Below are 18,055 nucleotides of genomic sequence, written 5' to 3'. Positions count from 1 at the left end.
TCGTACTGTTCATTAAAACTAAAGGTGTAGTGGAGTTACGCGCTCACCTTAGCTGGTTCAACAATCGGGTCAGCATTCTTCTGTTTCGAACTGCGACATAAATACAGGCTTGAGACTAAGCTACATACCGCAGCGAGCATCAGCCAGAAAGCAGGGGTACTTGGATTACCCGTATGTTCGACCAAGAATGTACAGGCCATTGGAGTCATACCACCGAAAATAGCGGCGGCAAGGCTAAATGCTAAAGAGAAACCAACTGTACGGACTCGTTTAGGCATCACTTCGGCAAGTGTTGCAACCATGGTGCCGTTGTACATACCAAAGAAGAATGAGAAGTAAGCAAGCGAGATAATCAGATTGGTAAAACTAATGTCACTGACTAACCAGCTTAAAACTGGATAAGTTGTAAAGATGGCAAGGGTTGTAATGCCGACTAACACTGGACGACGGCCGATTTTGTCTGAAAGCAAACCACCCATTGGTAACCAGAAGAAATTTGATAAACCCACAAATACGGTTGCTAAAAGACTATCCGTTACCGACATTTCTAAAGTACGTTTTGCATACACAGTGGTGTAAACTGTAATGAAATAGAACGTGGTTGTGGTCATGGCACTCATCATCATGCCCGCAAGTACGATGCGCCAGTTGCTCGCCAGTGTGCTGAAAATTTCTTTAGTCGATGGATGAGTTTTTTGTGCTTTAAAGTCTTCAGTTTCTTCTAACGTGCGACGGAACAAGAAGATTAAAGGAATAATCAAACAGCCAATTAAGAAGGGAATACGCCAGCCCCATTCACCCACTTGAGCAGTCGTTAAGATAGTGTTTAGCCAATAACCCAGTAATGCCGCAAATACAACTGCAATTTGCTGGCTGCCAGATTGCCAGCTTGTGATAAATCCACGGTTTTTATCTGTTGCAATTTCAGCGAGATAAATCGATACACCGCCAGATTCAACACCTGCCGAGAAGCCTTGTAATAGACGGCCAATCACCACCAGAATTGGCGCAATAATACCAATGGTTTCATAACCTGGTACAAAGGTAATCAGAATCGTTCCGATGGCCATCAGACTTAAGGTCACGATTAAGCCTTTACGACGTCCCACTCTATCAACATAAGCACCTAAAAAAATAGCGCCGAGAGGACGCATAAGAAAGCCCGCAGCAAATACGGTAAATGTCATCATTAAAGAGACATATTCATTTTCAGAGTGGAAAAATTTTGCTGCGATATAAGTGGCATAGAAGCCAAAAAGAAAAAAGTCGTACTGTTCTAAAAAGTTGCCACTTGTTACATTTAATATTTTTTTAAAAGTAGCCCTGCGATTATTTGTAATATCCATTAGAGACCTCCTTGGCCTAGCAAAATGGAAACATTCACAATTTTCAATATTGGAAAAAACAGATCGGATCAATCAACCATTCATAGAAATGGATGGGAAATGAGATCTAGCGCTATCCTTTGCAGAAAATGTGATGCCTTGTTTCCAGTTAAAACTACACATCTAAATTTTGATAAATAGAAATCCACTTATCTTTCGGAAGAAAATGTAATCGCAAAAAGCAGAGGAGAGTGAGAGGGCAAAAGTAATGAGGTATTTAAAAAAATTAATGACCTTTTATAAAATAATTTCAGAACACGGCCAAATCTGATTTTGGATCAGTTCTTTCACGCATGCTTTAATCGCTGATTTTGCAGCAAGTGCCGCTGGCGATAGTTCTTCTTCAGCTAGGCTGACTAAATAATTAATTCGTTCTACTTCGGGGTCAACCAGTTTGAGTAATTGAATCTGGTGTTTATATTCTTGTAGGCAGGCACTCCCAGGGCGAACACTTGCAAGATCAAGATGAATCAAGCTGTCCATGAGTAAGTGTAGGCCATCAATTTCATAGACGACATTGAGCTGTCCTATCTTGTGTTCGAGCAGTTTTCTTAAGCTATGGCGCTGACGTGGCAGTACTAATGGAAGATCTCCAATCTGTTGAGACTGAATAATTCCACTTTTAATACATTCAGAAAGACCATATTTTTCCAGCACTTCCTTGCGTGCCATTAAATACATTTGCTCACGTACTAATGGTTGTATTGACCATTGCTTATCAATTTCATTGGTGAAAATAATGGCAATATCAAGCTGACGCGAATTAATGGACTGAATTAGATTTCCTGACAATGTTTCCACAATTTCGAGACGAATGTCTGGATAACGTTCAGACATTAATTTCATTAAAGGAATGCCAATTAAAGCGGTGATTGTTGGTGGAAAACCAAGGCTGACATGACCAGAAAGCCGAGCAGAATGAGCAGCATCAATCGCAAAGTTAATTTGACGCAAGATGAGTTGAGAATGTTTTAAAAAGGCCAAACCCGCAGGGGTCGGTGTCACACCAAAGGCATTACGCTGTAATAAACGAATACTTAATTCTTGTTCTAACTTACTGATTTGCTGGCTAATTGCCGACGGCCCGACATCAAGTTTTTGAGCAGCTTTACCAATACTGCCTGCTTCAACAACCATCGAAAAATACTTTATTTGTTTGATTTCCATGGAGATATGTTCTTCTGTATGTAGATGTCAGATTATTCAGTAGCGCAATTTAATGAATATGATGGATGTTATCAATGTTATTGGAAAAATTTATATTAAGACTTTACAGTGTTGGATGACAAGCAATCGAGTTACTTGTTTTAAGGTCATGGCAGAATAGATACAAGCATTCTGCACTCTTTTAATTAAGCATGAATAAATTTTTATTTACGTAAAATTTACGTTTTCAGGTTTTTTCAATATAGAGAATTTACGTCCCTCATTTCCATACTGGTGTTGACCAATTTTTAAATGGCATCTGCTATGTGGGAATTTATTTCTGTATTTGTCCTTTCTTTGCTGCTGGCTTATCCGCTCGGTGCTTACCTCGCTGATGTGATGCAAGCAAAACCAATGAAAAGCGACCGATTGTTTAACTGGATCGAGCAGCCAATTTATGCCTTACTTGGCGTACAACGCCGTGGTATGAACTGGCGCCAATATCTTGCTGCTTTTATCTTTAGCAATATTTTACTGCTTGGTGCAAGTGTCACAATCTTGATGACACAGGCATGGCTGCCTCTGAATCCCGATCATATTCCGAATATGAACTGGGATTTAGCTTTGCATACCACGATCTCATTTTTGACCAATACCAACCAGCAACATTATTCAGCGCAGGCACAACTGTCTTATCTATCACAAATGACCGTGATTGTCGGCTTGCAATATTTATCACCCATAATTGGTCTGGCCTTATTGGTCGCTATGTTGAGAGCTTTATTCCTACAATCAGGTCATGGAGAAGCAGCAAATCAAAAAGACTGGGATACGGTCAATCTGGGTAATTACTGGATGGATCTCATTCGACCATTGTTTAGATTCTTTATTCCACTTGGTTTAATTTTTTCTTTGCTGCTGACTTTTCAAGGTGTGCCAGCAACCTTGTCTGCGGGACCAACAGCGCAGGTCTTAGATCAAAGCGCTGAGGTACAAACACAACATATTCCACTTGGCCCTGTTGCACCGATGGTCGCCATTAAACAGCTTGGCAGTAACGGTGGTGGTTGGTATGGGCCAAATAGTAGTGTGCCTTTAGAAAACCCAACACCGTTGTCCAATGTGATTGAGATGATTGCGATCTTACTGATCCCGTTGTCAGTAGTGTTTATGGTTGGACGCTTTATCCAACGTAAAAAACTGATGTGGATGATTTTTGGCAGTATGTTGTTGATGTCATTGATTTCCACCTCATTGGCTTTCTGGACTGAAAAATCATCTTTGATTGCTAATGCAGCCTTGATGGAAGGTAAGGAAGTGCGTTTTGGTACGGATGCATCGGCACTTTGGGCAAGTCTCACCACACAAGTGAACAATGGCTCAGTCAACATGATGCATGACTCGGCCTCACCACTCACAGGCTTGGTTGAACTGTGCAATATGCTGATCAATGCCATCTGGGGAGGGATTGGCTGTGGTTTATTACAGTTCTTTATTTATCTATTTTTAGCAGTATTTATCGCGGGTTTAATGACGGGTCGTACACCTGAATTATTTGGTCGAAAAGTAGAAGTAACTGAAATCAAGCTTTTAGCTCTTGTGATCTTATTACAACCCGTTGTGATTCTTGCTTTGACTGCGATCGCAATCGCATTTCCAACGCTGACAGGCAATTCTAATCCAGCATTTCATGGCATTAGCCAAGTGTTCTATGAGTATGTTTCCGCTTATGCCAACAATGGCTCTGGTTTTGAAGGTTTAGGCGATAACACCTTGTGGTGGAATCTGAGTGCCAGTGTGGCTTTATTGGCAGGTCGTTATAGCGTGTTGATTATTCCTGTTTTAATTGCGGTCAGTCTAGCAACCAAACCGCAAGCTGCTGAAAGTAAAGGATATTTACACATCGAATCACCCACATTTGCACTGACCTTAATTGGGATCGTGTTGATTCTCACCTTATTGCAATTCATGCCAGTGTTGGTGATTGGACCAATTGCTGACTATCTGTCTATAAAAGTTTAAGTGTGGAGCAAACACAATGAAACATTCAAATGCGACACAACAGATGGATATTTTGAATAAAGAAATCCTTCAACAAACTTTTTATAAGCTATTGCCGCAATATGCATTTAAAAATCCAGTCATGGCATGTGTATGGGTGGGCACACTCTTAACCATTGCAGCGACCTTCATGGGAAGTACCAGCTTCGGTTTCGGTGTAGTGTTGAGCTTGATTCTATTGGTCACCGTATTATTCGCCAATTATGCGGAAGCAGTTGCAGAAGCGAAAGGCCGTGGACAGGCAGCATCCTTACGCCAAGCGCGTGAGAACCTAACTGCCAATCAGATTGCTGATCTGAATGCAGCACCGATAATCATCTCTGCAAACCTACTTAAAAAAGATGATTTAGTCATTGTTAAAGCTGGTGAAATTGTCCCTGCGGATGGGGAGATTATTCAAGGTTTCGCGACCATTAATGAGTCTGCGGTGACCGGTGAGTCTGCACCTGTATTGCGTGAAGCCAATACTGACCGTTCAGGTGTTATTGGGGGAACCAAAGTTTTATCTGATGAAATTATGATTCGGGTCAGTAATGAAGCGGGACATAGCTTTCTAGACCGTATGATTGCATTGGTTGAGGGAGCCAACCGTCAAAAAACACCGAATGAGATTGCACTGAGTATTTTACTCAATATCATGACCATTACCTTTATTGTGGTGGTCGCGACCTTACCCTTTATCGGGGCAATGGTCGGGATCAAAATCAGTCTAGTCTTGTTGATTGCTTTACTGGTGTGTTTGATTCCAACCACGATTGGAGGATTACTACCAGCGATAGGGATTGCAGGCATGAACCGCGCCTTAAAAGCCAATGTTCTTGCTAAATCAGGCAAGGCTGTCGAAGTTGCTGGTGATATTGATGTACTGCTATTAGATAAAACAGGCACGATCACCTATGGTGACCGTCAAGCCACTGCCTTTTATCCTTTGGCTGGCGTAAGCCCAAGTGAGTTACGCCAAGCCGCAATGTTAACTTCTTTTGCCGATCCAACTCCTGAAGGGAAGTCAGTAATCAGCCTTGGGAAAGAACTGGGTGAAAGCATTAAAGAACCAACAGGTGCAGAATTCATCCAGTTTAGTGCGGCAACACGCTTGTCTGGTGTGGATTTAGTCACAGGGCAAAGCATTCGTAAAGGTGCGGTGGATGCGATTATTAAATTTACTAACCAAGACATCAGGGATAACGTTGAGCTTAAAACCCGAGTAGAACAGGTTGCATCGAAAGGTGCAACACCACTCGTTGTTGCTTTGAATCACAGTATTTTAGGGGTGATTGAACTCTCAGATGTGATTAAACAAGGGATTAAAGAACGCTTTGCACTATTACGCGAGATGGGCATTAAAACCATTATGGTCACAGGGGACAATCCATTGACTGCCGCTGCGATTGCAGCTGAAGCCGGGGTGGACGATTATATTGCTGAAGCACGGCCTGAAGATAAACTGGCTTGTATTCGCAAAGAACAAGCGGCTGGTAAATTGGTGGCGATGGTGGGTGATGGAACCAATGATGCGCCTGCTTTGGCTCAAGCAGATATTGGCTTGGCCATGAATTCAGGCACCCAAGCAGCCAAAGAAGCAGGCAATATGGTGGATCTTGATTCAGATCCAACCAAATTGCTTGATGTCGTGGAAATTGGGAAGCAGCAATTAATCACCCGCGGTGCATTAACCACCTTTTCTTTGGCAAATGACGTGTCTAAATATTTTGTGATTTTGCCCGCTTTGTTTTCAGTGGCGATTCCGCAACTGGGCGTACTCAATATTTTGCAACTGGGCAGTCCAAGCAGTGCTGTGATTTCAGCCTTGATCTTTAATGCGCTGATTATCCCGATGTTGATTCCATTGGCACTAAAAGGGGTGCAGTTTAAGCCTGCCAGTGCCTTGCAATTATTACGCCGTAATATGTTGATCTATGGCGTGGGTGGGGTGATTTTCCCTTTTATTGCAATCAAGTTGATTGACCTTGTTGTGTCATTGTGGATTTAGGAGAAAGAAATGAATACATTAGAAAATCTGCCCTTATCAACCGAAGTTCAGTCTGCGCTACGCCCGAGTATTGGTTTGATCTTGATTGGCTTTTTAATTGCAGGTGTGTTGTATAGTGTGCTCAGCGTTTCTATCGCCCAATTGGTCTTTCCTCAACAGGCGAATGGTAGTTTGATTGAGCTGAATGGAAAGATTGTAGGTTCAAGTTTAGTTGGGCAGAATTTCGTGAGTGAGCAATATTTTCATGCTCGCCCCAGTGCGATAAGTTACAGTGTAGATGGAATGGCAGGGAGCAATTTGGCGGTCTCCAATCCTGATTTGCAAAAACAAATTAAAGAAAGAACACGACACTTTGCGCAGTACAATCAGATTGCTGAGCAGCAGGTACCACTGGACATGATCACTGCATCAGGCAGTGGGGTTGATCCAGATATTTCACCTGAAAGTGCCTTGTTACAGATGAAACGCGTAGCACTGCAGCGTCATTTATCAGAATCGCAGGTCAAAAAATTAGTACAGCAACAGATTCAGCCTGCACAGTTCGGTTTATATGGACAGGCGCGAGTCAATGTTCTACAACTGAATCTGGCCCTAGATCAATTGTCATCGACCACACGTTGATAGAGCGTAATTATGCAGATCGACCGTAATAATAAAGCGGATGCATGGCTGGCACATAGCCAGCGTGAACAGTCTGGACGTCTGACCATATTCTTGGGGGCTGCGCCTGGCGTAGGGAAAACCTATGCGATGCTGACCCGAGCACATGAGTTGATGCAGCAAGGGCAGCAGGTTGTGGTTGGATTAGTCGAAACGCATGGTCGATCTGATACCGAACGTTTGATTCAGGGGCTAAATGTTATTCCTCGAAAGACGGTGGAATATCAGGGGCGAATGTTGGAAGAGATGGATCTCGACCAAATTCTCAAGCTGAAACCTGAAATTGTGTTGGTTGATGAGCTGGCACATCGGAATGTACCGAATAGCCGGCATGAATATCGCTGGCAGGATGTGAATGAATTATTAGATGCGGGTATTGATGTCTATAGCACCTTGAATATTCAGCATCTGGAAAGTCTCAATGATGTGGTGTATCAGATCACGGGGATTCGGGTCAGCGAAACCGTACCCGATGCATTACTCAAACGTTTGAAAGATATCCGTCTAGTTGACTTGCCTGTGCCTGAATTATTAGAACGGATGAAGCATGGCAAGATTTATTTGGCAGATGTTGCACCACATGCGCTACAAGGCTTTTTTAAACCTGCTCATTTGACTGCCTTACGTGATTTGGCGATTCAAACAGTGGCAGGACAAGTTGAGATTGATTATCGGGAAAAATTTGTCACCCAAGGACAGATCATTCCGATTCAGAATCATGTTATGTTGGCGATTGATGGTTCCGCATTTTCGGAGGACTTGGTACGACGCGCACATCGTATTGCAGAACGACGCAATGCAACCTGGAGCGTGATTTCGATTCAAAAGAGTCAGACTTCAAATACCCAATCCTTTGCGGTGACCAAGGCATTTAATCTGGCACGTAAACTGGGCGCAGATACTTATTTGCTCTATAGCAATCATATTGCAGCGACTATTTTACAGGCAGCTTATGATTATGGAGCATCCAATATTCTGCTTGGCAAAAGTCCTCAAAAATCATTATGGCAACGGTTGTTTTCAGATCACATTGCCGATCAGTTGTTAGAAAAGCAGCATCCTTTTGAAATTACTTTTGTTCAACCTTTAAAAGCTAAAGATCACGCAATCAGGCCACAGGAACAGAGTGAGCGTTCGTTCTGGCCGAGGCAAGCAGTGAATTTTCATCCGCGTGAAATGATTGAAAGCATTTTGATTGTGTTGCTGGGCTTAATCGCTGCAACAGTAAGTGATCATTTTATTGGTTATAGCGAATTGGCTTTAATCTTTGTGGTCACGGTACTTGTGGTTGCAATGCGGGCAAGGATGTTTATCACGATCATAAGCGTTCTGATTTGCTTCCTGCTCTATAACTACTTATTTATTGAACCGCGTTTTACCTTGCGAATTAGTGCTGAGCGTGGAGTGATAACGATGATTATCTTTATCATTTCAGCCTTGCTGGTGGGGCGTTTAGCCAATCAGTTACGTGCTCAGGTATTGAGTTTACGTGCAGCAAATTCTATTTCCGTACAGCTTCAGGAGCTGGAGCGAAAATTATCAAGCTGTGTTGATCTTGAGCAAGTTTTAAATGTCGCCAAACAACATTTAGAAAGTTCGTTGAATGCGCTGGTCTGGCTTAGAATCGGAACACAAGAGTCGGGAGCGGATCCTCTATTCAATGAAAAAGATCAAATTGCGGCAAATTGGACACAGAAAAATGCCAAGCCTTGCGGGCGCTTTACCAATACTTTGACTCAATCCGAATGGTGGTTTAATCCGCTGAATCTGGTGGGGGGCTTTGGTGTGATTGCGATACGCTTTCAGCAAAATGCAGAAAACATCAGTTTTGAACAGCAACGTCTGGCTGAATTGATGATCGATGATATTGCCCAAACGGCTTCGCGGGTACAGTTAGCTTTGCAACTGGAAAATTCTCGTGTGGTCGCTGAAACTGAAAAGTTGCGTTCTGCATTACTGTCTTCGGTATCGCATGATTTACGTTCGCCTTTAGCCGCGATGATTGGTTCTGCGGATACGCTAAAATACTACGGCGAACAGATGCCTGAACAAGATCGCCATGAACTGTTAGATACCATTCATGTCGAGGGTGAGCGCTTGGATCGTTATATTCAAAATTTACTGGATATGACCCGCTTGGGCCATCAAGGTTTAAGCTTAAGCCGAGACTGGATCAGTGTTGAAGAGCTGATTGGATCTGCCACACAACGTCTGAAACGCTATCAACCCCATGTGAATATTGATGTGTCCTTAACCGAGGATTTACCTCAGCTCTACGTGCATCCAGCTTTAATTGAACAGGCGATTTTTAATGTATTGGAAAATGCGGCCAAGTTTTCACCTGATGATGTACCCATCGAAGTAACAATTAAAAAAGAGGATAATTTCCTGCAAATTGATATCGAAGATCAGGGTGTCGGGATTCCTGAAGAGGAGCGCGAGCAAATCTTTGATATGTTCTATACCATGCAACGTGGAGATCGTGGTAAAACAGGAACGGGTCTAGGGCTTGCCATCGTAAAAGCCATCATTGGGGCGCATATGGGCAGCATAGAGGCTTTAGCGGGAACTCATGCTCAAGGCACTTTAATTAGAATACGCTTACCACTTCATCAGGATTAAAATCATTATTTATGCCGCAAACATTAAATCAGCATGCTTCTATTCTCATCATTGATGATGAACCTCAAATTCGGAAATTTCTGGATATTGCTTTGCGTGCGCAAGGGTATTCGGTACATGTCGCTGAAAATGGAATGAAGGGACTGGAGAGTCTGGCGACGCGTGGTGCCGATCTGCTGATTCTGGATCTGGGTTTACCCGATATGGAGGGACAGAAGGTTTTAACTGAATTGCGGCAATGGTCAGATATTCCTGTGATCGTATTATCTGCACGGCCCGATGAAAATCAGAAAATTAAATTGCTGGATGCAGGTGCAAATGATTATGTGACCAAGCCCTTTAGTATTCAGGAACTGTGTGCCCGTATCCGTGTAATGTTTCGCAATAAACCACAACATGCAGAACAAAATACGGTATTCAATGATGGTCAGCTTTGGGTGGATGTGGCAGAACATACCGTCACCTTGGCGGGTGAGGAAATTACCTTAACCAAGAAAGAATTTCAGCTTTTAGCCTTGTTGATTCGTCATCAAGGCAAGATTGTGACCCAAAAACAAATCATGACTGAGTTATGGGGGATTACCCATGAAGAAGACACCCATTACCTGAGAATCTTGGTAAAAAAACTTAGAACAAAAATTGGGGATTCAGCGCTGAGTCCAAAATATATTTACACGATAGCCGGTGTTGGGCTACGTTTTCTGGGTTGATTTTTTAACACATCATTTAAATGACTTTGATCCTGCGTGAATGGATGAGCAGGGCGGGCAAACTTTGTCTAATTAAAGTCGATGGACGAGAGGAAAAATTTACGCAAATTTTACGCCTGTAACTTTTTAAGATTATTAAAATGCGATTTTGGAGATCATTATTATGGGTAGGTGAATGGGTTTCTTTAATACGGACAGTCAAAGCAATCATTTCCATAACATGGTTCTAAATCAAAAAAGCGTATTTACAGGTTACAGCACTGAAGTCCTGGTTGAAAAATATCCCGTAAAGCCTGCTGAAATACAAAAAATAATTGTTCAGATTTTAAAAGAAAGAGGATACACCTCGATAGAAATACAGCAGATGCTTAAGTTGCAAAGAGCTTAGCGTTGCAGAATCTAGAGCAAAGAACTGAGCTAATTTAAATCACACATTGTTAAAAATGTTGCCCGCCATAACATGATATAGAACATTCATTATGCAAAGTACTGTAAAAAAAGCTGCATTGCCAGCGACTGCATTAGCAGCCTTAGGCGTGGTCTTTGGTGATATTGGAACCAGTCCTTTATATGCTTTAAAAGAGTCTTTTCATGCCGCGCATGGTTTAGCGATTCAGCCTGAAAATGTATTGGGCATTCTCTCGATTATTTTCTGGTGTTTAATGCTGATTATCAGTATTAAATATATTGCAATCGTGATGCGTGCTGACAACAATGGCGAAGGTGGCATCATGGCTTTACTCGCCTTGAATCTACGTAAAGCTAAAATTACAGATCATAAAAAGATTTATCTGATTGCAATTGGTTTTATCGGTGCTTCTTTATTTTTCGGCGATGGTATTATCACACCAGCGATATCCGTGCTTTCGGCAGTTGAAGGTTTATCTATTGCCACGAATGCGCTTGATCCTTTTATTATTCCCATCGCGCTGGTGATCGTGATTACATTATTTTTAATGCAAAAACATGGTACCGCTTTTGTGGGGAAATTCTTTGGCCCAATTACGCTAGTCTGGTTTCTCTCGCTGGGGGTGCTGGGTATTGCCAGTGTGATACAGACGCCGTTAGTGCTTGGGATGATTAGTCCGCATTGGGCGATACAATTTATTTTTACCCATCCTGTACAGTCTTTTTTTATTATGGGCGCCGTGGTCTTAACCGTGACTGGAGGCGAGGCACTCTATGCCGATATGGGACATTTTGGCCCTCAGCCTATCCGGTTGGGATGGTTTAGTGTGGTACTTCCATGTCTGGTCTTAAACTATGCAGGACAAGGTGCATTACTATTGCGTAATCCTGCTGCCATTGAAAATCCTTTTTATTTGCTGATGCCGAGTTGGGCGTTATATCCCATGATTATTCTAGCGACAATGGCTGCGGTGATTGCTTCGCAGGCTGTTATCTCTGGTGTATTTTCTTTGGCGCGTCAGGCCATACAATTGGGGTATTTACCGCGCTTAAGTATTAAGCATACCTCAGATTTAGAGGCAGGCCAGATTTATGTACCTTTTCTAAACTGGTTACTTTTAGTCGCAATCGTGGTGCTGATCTTGATTTTTCAAACCAGTTCCAATTTAGCCAGCGCTTACGGTCTTGCGGTCACCTTGACCATGTTGTGTGACACGATTTTGGTTGCAGTCTTTATTTACTATGCATGGAAATGGAGCTTGCCAAAAGTTCTACTTTTGATTATTCCTTTCTTCTTGCTGGAATCTGTTTTAGTCGCGGCGACATCTTTAAAAATGTTCTCGGGCGGTTGGGTACCTCTTCTTATTGGTGGTATCGCAATAACAATATTGATGACGTGGAAACGAGGGCGGGAGCTTACTTTTGCCAAGCTTGAGCACGATACATTGTCACTGGAGTTATTTGTCAAAAGTATCGGGAATAGTGTACTGCGTGTACCTGGCGATGCTGTATTTCTGACGGGCACGCCAAATGTAGTTCCACATTCGATGCTGCATAATCTTAAACACAATAAAGTCTTGCATGAGCGTAACATTCTCGTGACAGTCGTGGTGGAAGATATCCCATTCGTCTCACAGGAAGAACGTATTAGTGTTGAAACTCTGGATGAGCATTTTTATCGTATTAAGATTTTCTATGGGTTTAAAGACGAACCTAATGTGCCGCAAGCATTGGTTCAGGCTTATGAGCAATTAGAGTTTGAATATGATGTGATGCAAATCAGCTTCTTTATTTCACGTGATCGTATTGTACATAGCGTCGGGGATGGGATGTCACCTTGGCGTGAGCGCTTATTTATTTCGATGCAACGTAATACCAGCCCTGTTAGTGATTTTTATCAAATTCCAACCAATCGTGTCGTGGAGTTGGGAAGCCAGATTGAAATTTAATTGGTGATTTAAATAGTTGCTTCAACTGCATCATGCGTGGTGCAGTTTTATTCTCTTTTATAGATGAGAAAATCTCGATATAAAATATTTTGTTTTAGGCGCTAACATATTTTCTAAGCTGTTATACGGAAAAATACTGATAACAAAACATTGGTTGAAAACTCGGCTAATTAATTTTATTTTTTTATTAAAAAGGAGTGGATTATGAAATATTTTTTATTGGTGGTGACGTTGCTAGGCAGTGTGAGTCTTACGGCTTGTGCTGTACATACGCGTGAGGGAAGTATCGTTGTTGATCCTGAAGGCCGACTCAATGATGGGCGCTACTATGACGGGCATGGAAATGGTCGTTTCTGTCCTCCTGGACAAGCCAAGAAAGGCAACTGTTAGTATATTTTAGAGAATTAATTAGCTCATCTTAGGACGGGCTTTTTATTTTTTATATTGATTTTAATTTTTGATATTCCGCTATAAAAATTGAGTGACGTAAATTGTCATAAACAGACAGAACCGTATAGACAGATCAACACTATACTTTGTAAAATGCACTAAATTTAAGCGTAAGCCTATAAGAAGATGTTGAACAATATATTTCAAGCCTTAGACAGCTTAGGGCTTACTGCACAAAAACGCGCCTTACATATTTTATTTTCAAATTCAGATTTAAATACGCAAGTCTTCCTACAGCGTATTTATGGTCAACACCAAATCAATGCTGGTGTGAAAGCCGAACTCATTTGCCTGTCAACCAATGCCACCATTCCCCTCAAACAATTTATTGGTAGTCAGGTTGCCGTTGATCAGGTCACAGATACAGGGCAATTGTTCCGTACCACAGGTATTATTACTCAAGCTTTGCAGGGGCAATCGGATGGTAGTCTGACAGTCTATAAACTGACTTTAGAAGACCCGACTGCATTGTGGAAGCATCGCAGAAACAGCCGTGTTTTTATGGCAAAGACTGTGGTCGATGTGGTTCAGACCATTTTTAAAGAATGGCAGGAAAGAAGCCCATTATTCGCTTCCAGTCTGACTTTGGACTTAACTGGACTCAGCCAGCAATATGATGTCCGCCCATTTATCATGTCCCAAAATGAAAGCGACTATGATTTTCTGACGCGATTGATGCGTAGTGAAGGGATTAACTGGCTGATTGATGAAGCACAACTGACAGTATCGAATTCAAATAGTGCTATTCAGCCGCAACGCTTGAGGCTGATTGATGACAATGCCCAGTATCAGGCTTTAGATCGACGTAAAGTACAATACCATCGTAGCAGTGCAACGGAACAATTTGACTCGATTACCAGTTTTATCGGCAACCGTTCCTTACAGCCGACTTCGGTGTATGTGAACCGTTGGCAGCCTGATGCTTTAGATATGGATGAAGGTACAGGTTCAGTTCTCACCACCCAGCAGCATTCAGAACAGCATGATGCAACTAGTCTGGGACTGGAGGATGCATGGCATTTTACCCCAGCATGGATGCAAGACCTGAACAAGGAAGATGGCGCAACGCCTTCAGGTAATCAACAGGTTGAACGTTTCAATCAAAATCTCAGCCATTATCATAATGCACAGGCCAAGAAATTCATTGCCCAATCGACCTTACGTGATGCACAAGTGGGTTATTGGTTTGAGTTGAATGATCATCCCGAAATTGATCAGCACAATGGTGCAGACAAAGAATTCCTGATTACAGGCAAGCATTTTTATAATCAAAACAACCTGCCTAAAGATTTACATCAACAAATTGATCAGCTATTGGCACAGAGTCACTGGCAACCTAAACAGTTCAATACAGGTAACACAGAAGAACGCCAAGCCAATCAGCTCACACTACAACGCCGTCAGATCAAGATCGTTCCAGAATACAATCCACAGCAGCATCGTCCCGAAGCTCATCCGCAACGGGCGAAAGTGGTCGGGCCAAGTGGTGAAGAAATTCATGTCGATGAATGGGGCCGTATTAAAGTCAGATTCCTGTTTACTCGAGCAGATGATCATAGTCATGATGGTGGTGCGGGTGCCAATGACAACGATACCGATTCTGCATGGATCGATGTACTGACGCCGTGGGCAGGTGAAGGCTACGGCGCACGTTTCTTACCAAGAATTGGTGAGATTGTGGTGATCAACTTCTTTGATGGCAATATTGATCGTCCTTATGTGGTTGGACGGATTCATGAAGCACAGCGTAGCCCAACTAAATTCGATAATGCAGGCAAGCTGCCTGATACCAAGAAACTGGCGGGGATTAAGTCTAAGGAATACCAAGGCGAAGGCTTTAACCAATTGCGTTTTGATGACACCACGGGGCAGATCAGTGCACAACTACAAAGTAGTCATGCTGCCAGCCAACTGAACCTCGGTAAACTGAGCCATCCAAAAGACAAGGCTGAAAGTGAAGATCGTGGAGAAGGCTTTGAACTGCGTACTGACCAATGGGGAGCTGTGCGTGCAGGGCAAGGCTTACTTGTTAGCACGCAAAAACAGGATCAGGCACAGGGTGAGCATCTGGATGCACAGCCAGCTAAGCAGCAACTCGAAGGCAATCAGAGCAATGCCAAAGCATTAAGTGAAGTTGCTAAGAATCAGCAAACGGATGAAATTGAATCATTAGAACAGTTAAAAGACTTTGCTGATCAGATTCAGGACAAGATCGCCAAATTTGAAAAAGCTTTATTGCTATTGAATTCACCTGCGGGAATTGGTCTGAGTAGCAATGAAGATATTCATCTTTCTGCGGATGGACAGATCAATCAGATTGCAGGCGATAGTATTAACCTGAGTACGCAAAAGAATCTGGTTGTCCATGTCCAGAACAGGATCAGCCTGTTTGCCGCGCAGAATGGGATCAAGCAGGTCGCTGCCAAAGGTAAGTTTGAAGTGCATGCCCAGTCGGATGGGTTAGACTTGCTTGCCAAGCAAGGCATTCAAATTATTTCAACCGAAGACCGTATTGAAATTACCAGTCCTAAGGAAATTGTATTTACCGCGCAAGGCTCGCAACTCAAGCTGAATGGCTCTGGGATTTTTCCGACCACGGGTGGCAAGTTTGAGGTGAAGGCGGGGCAGCATTTGTTTATGGGTGGGGCGAGTGTTTCACCTAATTTGCCAGCATTGCCAGCTCTAAATCTATTGCCGAAAGAACTTGAGTTAAAGTATGTCTACGATGATTTAAAGCCTGTAATCCAAGCACCTTATAAACTAATATTTTCAGATGGCACCTCTCAGGAAGGAATTCTTGATGCAAATGGCTATGCTAAGGTATCTATTCCTGGAGATAAAACACAATCCAAAGTTTATTATGGATTTAGTCATGTAGAGGCAAAGCCTGATAAAGAGAAAGTAGCTAATCCTTTTAAAGATAGGAAAGTTATGAGTGTCGCAGAAGCAGAACAGCTAATCGAACAATATAATCACCAAGAATTAGCAACCTTATTAGATGAATATTTTCCTGATGAGATTGAAGATATGATCAAAGGAGATGATATCGAATATGATGATCATATTAGCGATTATGAAGAACATTTAATTGCATCAGAAAATAATGCAGAAGATGTACTGGAGGATGATGCAGAAGAAATTCTATTAAGCAGCGAGGATTCAACTTCTGGGTTAGGGCTAGGAGATAAACAATGAATACAGCTGTAGCGAGAACAACATCTCAAACAATGAGAGTCACTCAGAAAGGTGAGGAGTCGGCAGCTCAATGGATTAAAGGGGTACTTGATGGGAGTGGATCAAGCCCAGCACAGATTATTGTTGCTGTTGTGATTGGTTGTATTCCTTTTGTCGGTCAAGGGGTAGACGTTGGGAATGTCATTGTTTCTGTAGTGAAGATAGCTGAAAAACCAGAAGAAAAAGATAACTGGTTTGATTTGGTTTTTAATCTTGTGGCATTTATTCCTGTAGCTGGAGATGGGTTAAAAATTGTCTTTAAGCAATTACGCTCAGGTAAAGCGATGGGGGCTATTTTAGATGCGATTCCAAGTAAAACCATGCGAGGCAATGTTGATAAGTGGTTTAGAAACGTAAACTGGAATACTTATACCAAAGAGCTGCAAACGACTTGTAATAAGATTATTGATGGTTTAACTGATGTTTTTGATAGCTGGTTAACTAGAGCTGTATTAGGGCAAGCTAGACTAAAAACTTTGGTTACTCAGTTGAAGCAAATGAAAAAAGTTGCCAATCAAAAAATTGATATGGTGATGAAAGAATTACAAGCTGCGCATCGAAAAGCATTGGGTACACCTTATCCTAATACAACAGCACGAGCTCCTGTCGTGACGACGAGAGCACCCTCAACACCAGCGGCAAAGACTCCTAGACAACCGAATCAACAACCTGCGCCTCACACACCGCCAAATGGTAGTGTACCTAAAAATACTGGTGGAAATGCGGCGAATGCTGGTACACAAAATAATTCAACCAAAAGAAAGCAAAGAAAGAGAAGACGACGTTCAAATCAAGAGTTAGGCTCTGGTGGTGAACATATAACGGATTACTACTATGTTAAGCGCATGAAAAGTAGGACTAAAATCAATTTTAATGGTGTGCTTTATGAATATCATGATAAAGGTCACAACGGGATTGATCATGTATGGCATAGTGCAAGATTAGGGCATAAATACCGAGTAACCGACAGTAAGGCGACCAATGCTTTAAGTCATAGATCATTGATGACCCCAAAAGCTGCGATGATGGCTTTAAGAATGGGCTTAGATGTTTATATGGCTTCAGACGAAGACGATAAAGTAAAGCGTTCCGTAGGTACGACTGTGGGAGATGGCGTACAAATGTCACATCTATGGATTTCTAGAAAAATAAATTCATCTAGGATAGTCCCAGAGCATAGTTCATGGATTCGACAAGTTAAAGCATGGGAACGTGTAGAGTTTAAGCCATCTTCAGAAAGGGTATTTAAAGATGGTAAAAGACAAACGATAGCTATTCAGTGTCCTTATGATCGAAGCTTAGTAACCATTACAGGAGATAAGTTTGATCATCATCAAAAATGTAAAGGACTTGATAAACCGAAGTGTACGCGTACAGTGACAGCACATGGTATTAAATTGGAATTTGTTTTACCAAATGATATGTTGCCGGAGTAAGAAA

The 18,055-nt window shown here is 42.2% G+C and carries 12 protein-coding genes; 10 read left to right on the top strand and 2 right to left on the bottom strand.

What is annotated here, in order from left to right:
• Positions 1-35: 35 nt before the first annotated feature.
• On the bottom strand, positions 36-1,346 hold the full coding sequence (locus PJ15_RS06070) for an MFS transporter (protein WP_047428960.1): 1,311 nt from the start codon (positions 1,344-1,346) through the stop codon (positions 36-38).
• A gap of 276 nt (positions 1,347-1,622) precedes the next feature.
• The gene (locus tag PJ15_RS06065) at positions 1,623-2,552 is read right to left on the bottom strand and encodes a LysR family transcriptional regulator (protein ID WP_047428958.1); all 930 of its coding nucleotides are present in this window, start codon (positions 2,550-2,552) and stop codon (positions 1,623-1,625) included.
• A gap of 303 nt (positions 2,553-2,855) precedes the next feature.
• Here PJ15_RS06065 and kdpA point away from each other — a divergent pair, with 303 nt between their 5' ends.
• The 10 genes from kdpA (at position 2,856) to PJ15_RS06015 (ending at position 18,051) form a co-directional block, all read left to right on the top strand.
• Positions 2,856-4,553, top strand: coding sequence for a potassium-transporting ATPase subunit KdpA (kdpA, locus tag PJ15_RS06060; RefSeq protein WP_047428956.1), 1,698 nt, complete (start codon positions 2,856-2,858; stop codon positions 4,551-4,553).
• A 16-nt stretch (positions 4,554-4,569) separates the two neighbouring features.
• Positions 4,570-6,582, top strand: coding sequence for a potassium-transporting ATPase subunit KdpB (kdpB, locus tag PJ15_RS06055; RefSeq protein WP_047428952.1), 2,013 nt, complete (start codon positions 4,570-4,572; stop codon positions 6,580-6,582).
• A 9-nt stretch (positions 6,583-6,591) separates the two neighbouring features.
• A complete protein-coding gene (gene kdpC, locus PJ15_RS06050; protein WP_047428950.1) occupies positions 6,592-7,203 on the top strand; it encodes a potassium-transporting ATPase subunit KdpC in 612 nt (203 codons plus the stop codon).
• A gap of 12 nt (positions 7,204-7,215) precedes the next feature.
• Complete coding sequence (locus PJ15_RS06045) at positions 7,216-9,864, top strand: sensor histidine kinase (protein WP_047428948.1); 2,649 nt, start codon at positions 7,216-7,218, stop codon at positions 9,862-9,864.
• A gap of 11 nt (positions 9,865-9,875) precedes the next feature.
• Complete coding sequence (locus PJ15_RS06040; RefSeq protein WP_047428947.1) at positions 9,876-10,574, top strand: response regulator; 699 nt, start codon at positions 9,876-9,878, stop codon at positions 10,572-10,574.
• Between the two features lie 175 nt (positions 10,575-10,749).
• On the top strand, positions 10,750-10,962 hold the full coding sequence (locus PJ15_RS18915; RefSeq protein ID WP_032810794.1) for a hypothetical protein: 213 nt from the start codon (positions 10,750-10,752) through the stop codon (positions 10,960-10,962).
• 91 nt (positions 10,963-11,053) lie between these two features.
• Entirely contained in the window at positions 11,054-12,931 is a 1,878-nt protein-coding gene (locus tag PJ15_RS06030) for a potassium transporter Kup (protein WP_047428945.1), read from the top strand.
• A 204-nt stretch (positions 12,932-13,135) separates the two neighbouring features.
• Positions 13,136-13,321: a hypothetical protein gene (locus PJ15_RS06025; RefSeq protein ID WP_047428943.1), complete on the top strand. Its 186-nt coding sequence runs from the start codon at positions 13,136-13,138 to the stop codon at positions 13,319-13,321.
• A 186-nt stretch (positions 13,322-13,507) separates the two neighbouring features.
• Positions 13,508-16,576, top strand: coding sequence for a type VI secretion system Vgr family protein (locus PJ15_RS06020; protein WP_047428942.1), 3,069 nt, complete (start codon positions 13,508-13,510; stop codon positions 16,574-16,576).
• Positions 16,573-18,051, top strand: coding sequence for a hypothetical protein (locus PJ15_RS06015; protein ID WP_047428940.1), 1,479 nt, complete (start codon positions 16,573-16,575; stop codon positions 18,049-18,051). The genes PJ15_RS06020 and PJ15_RS06015 overlap by 4 nt, the downstream gene beginning before the upstream one ends.
• The last annotated feature ends 4 nt before the right edge of the window (positions 18,052-18,055 follow it).

This window comes from Acinetobacter sp. neg1, from assembly GCF_000788125.1.
Lineage (GTDB): Bacteria > Pseudomonadota > Gammaproteobacteria > Pseudomonadales > Moraxellaceae > Acinetobacter > Acinetobacter vivianii.
The sequence above is the reverse complement of the archived record's forward strand: the minus strand, read 5'-3'. Positions and strand labels throughout refer to the sequence as shown.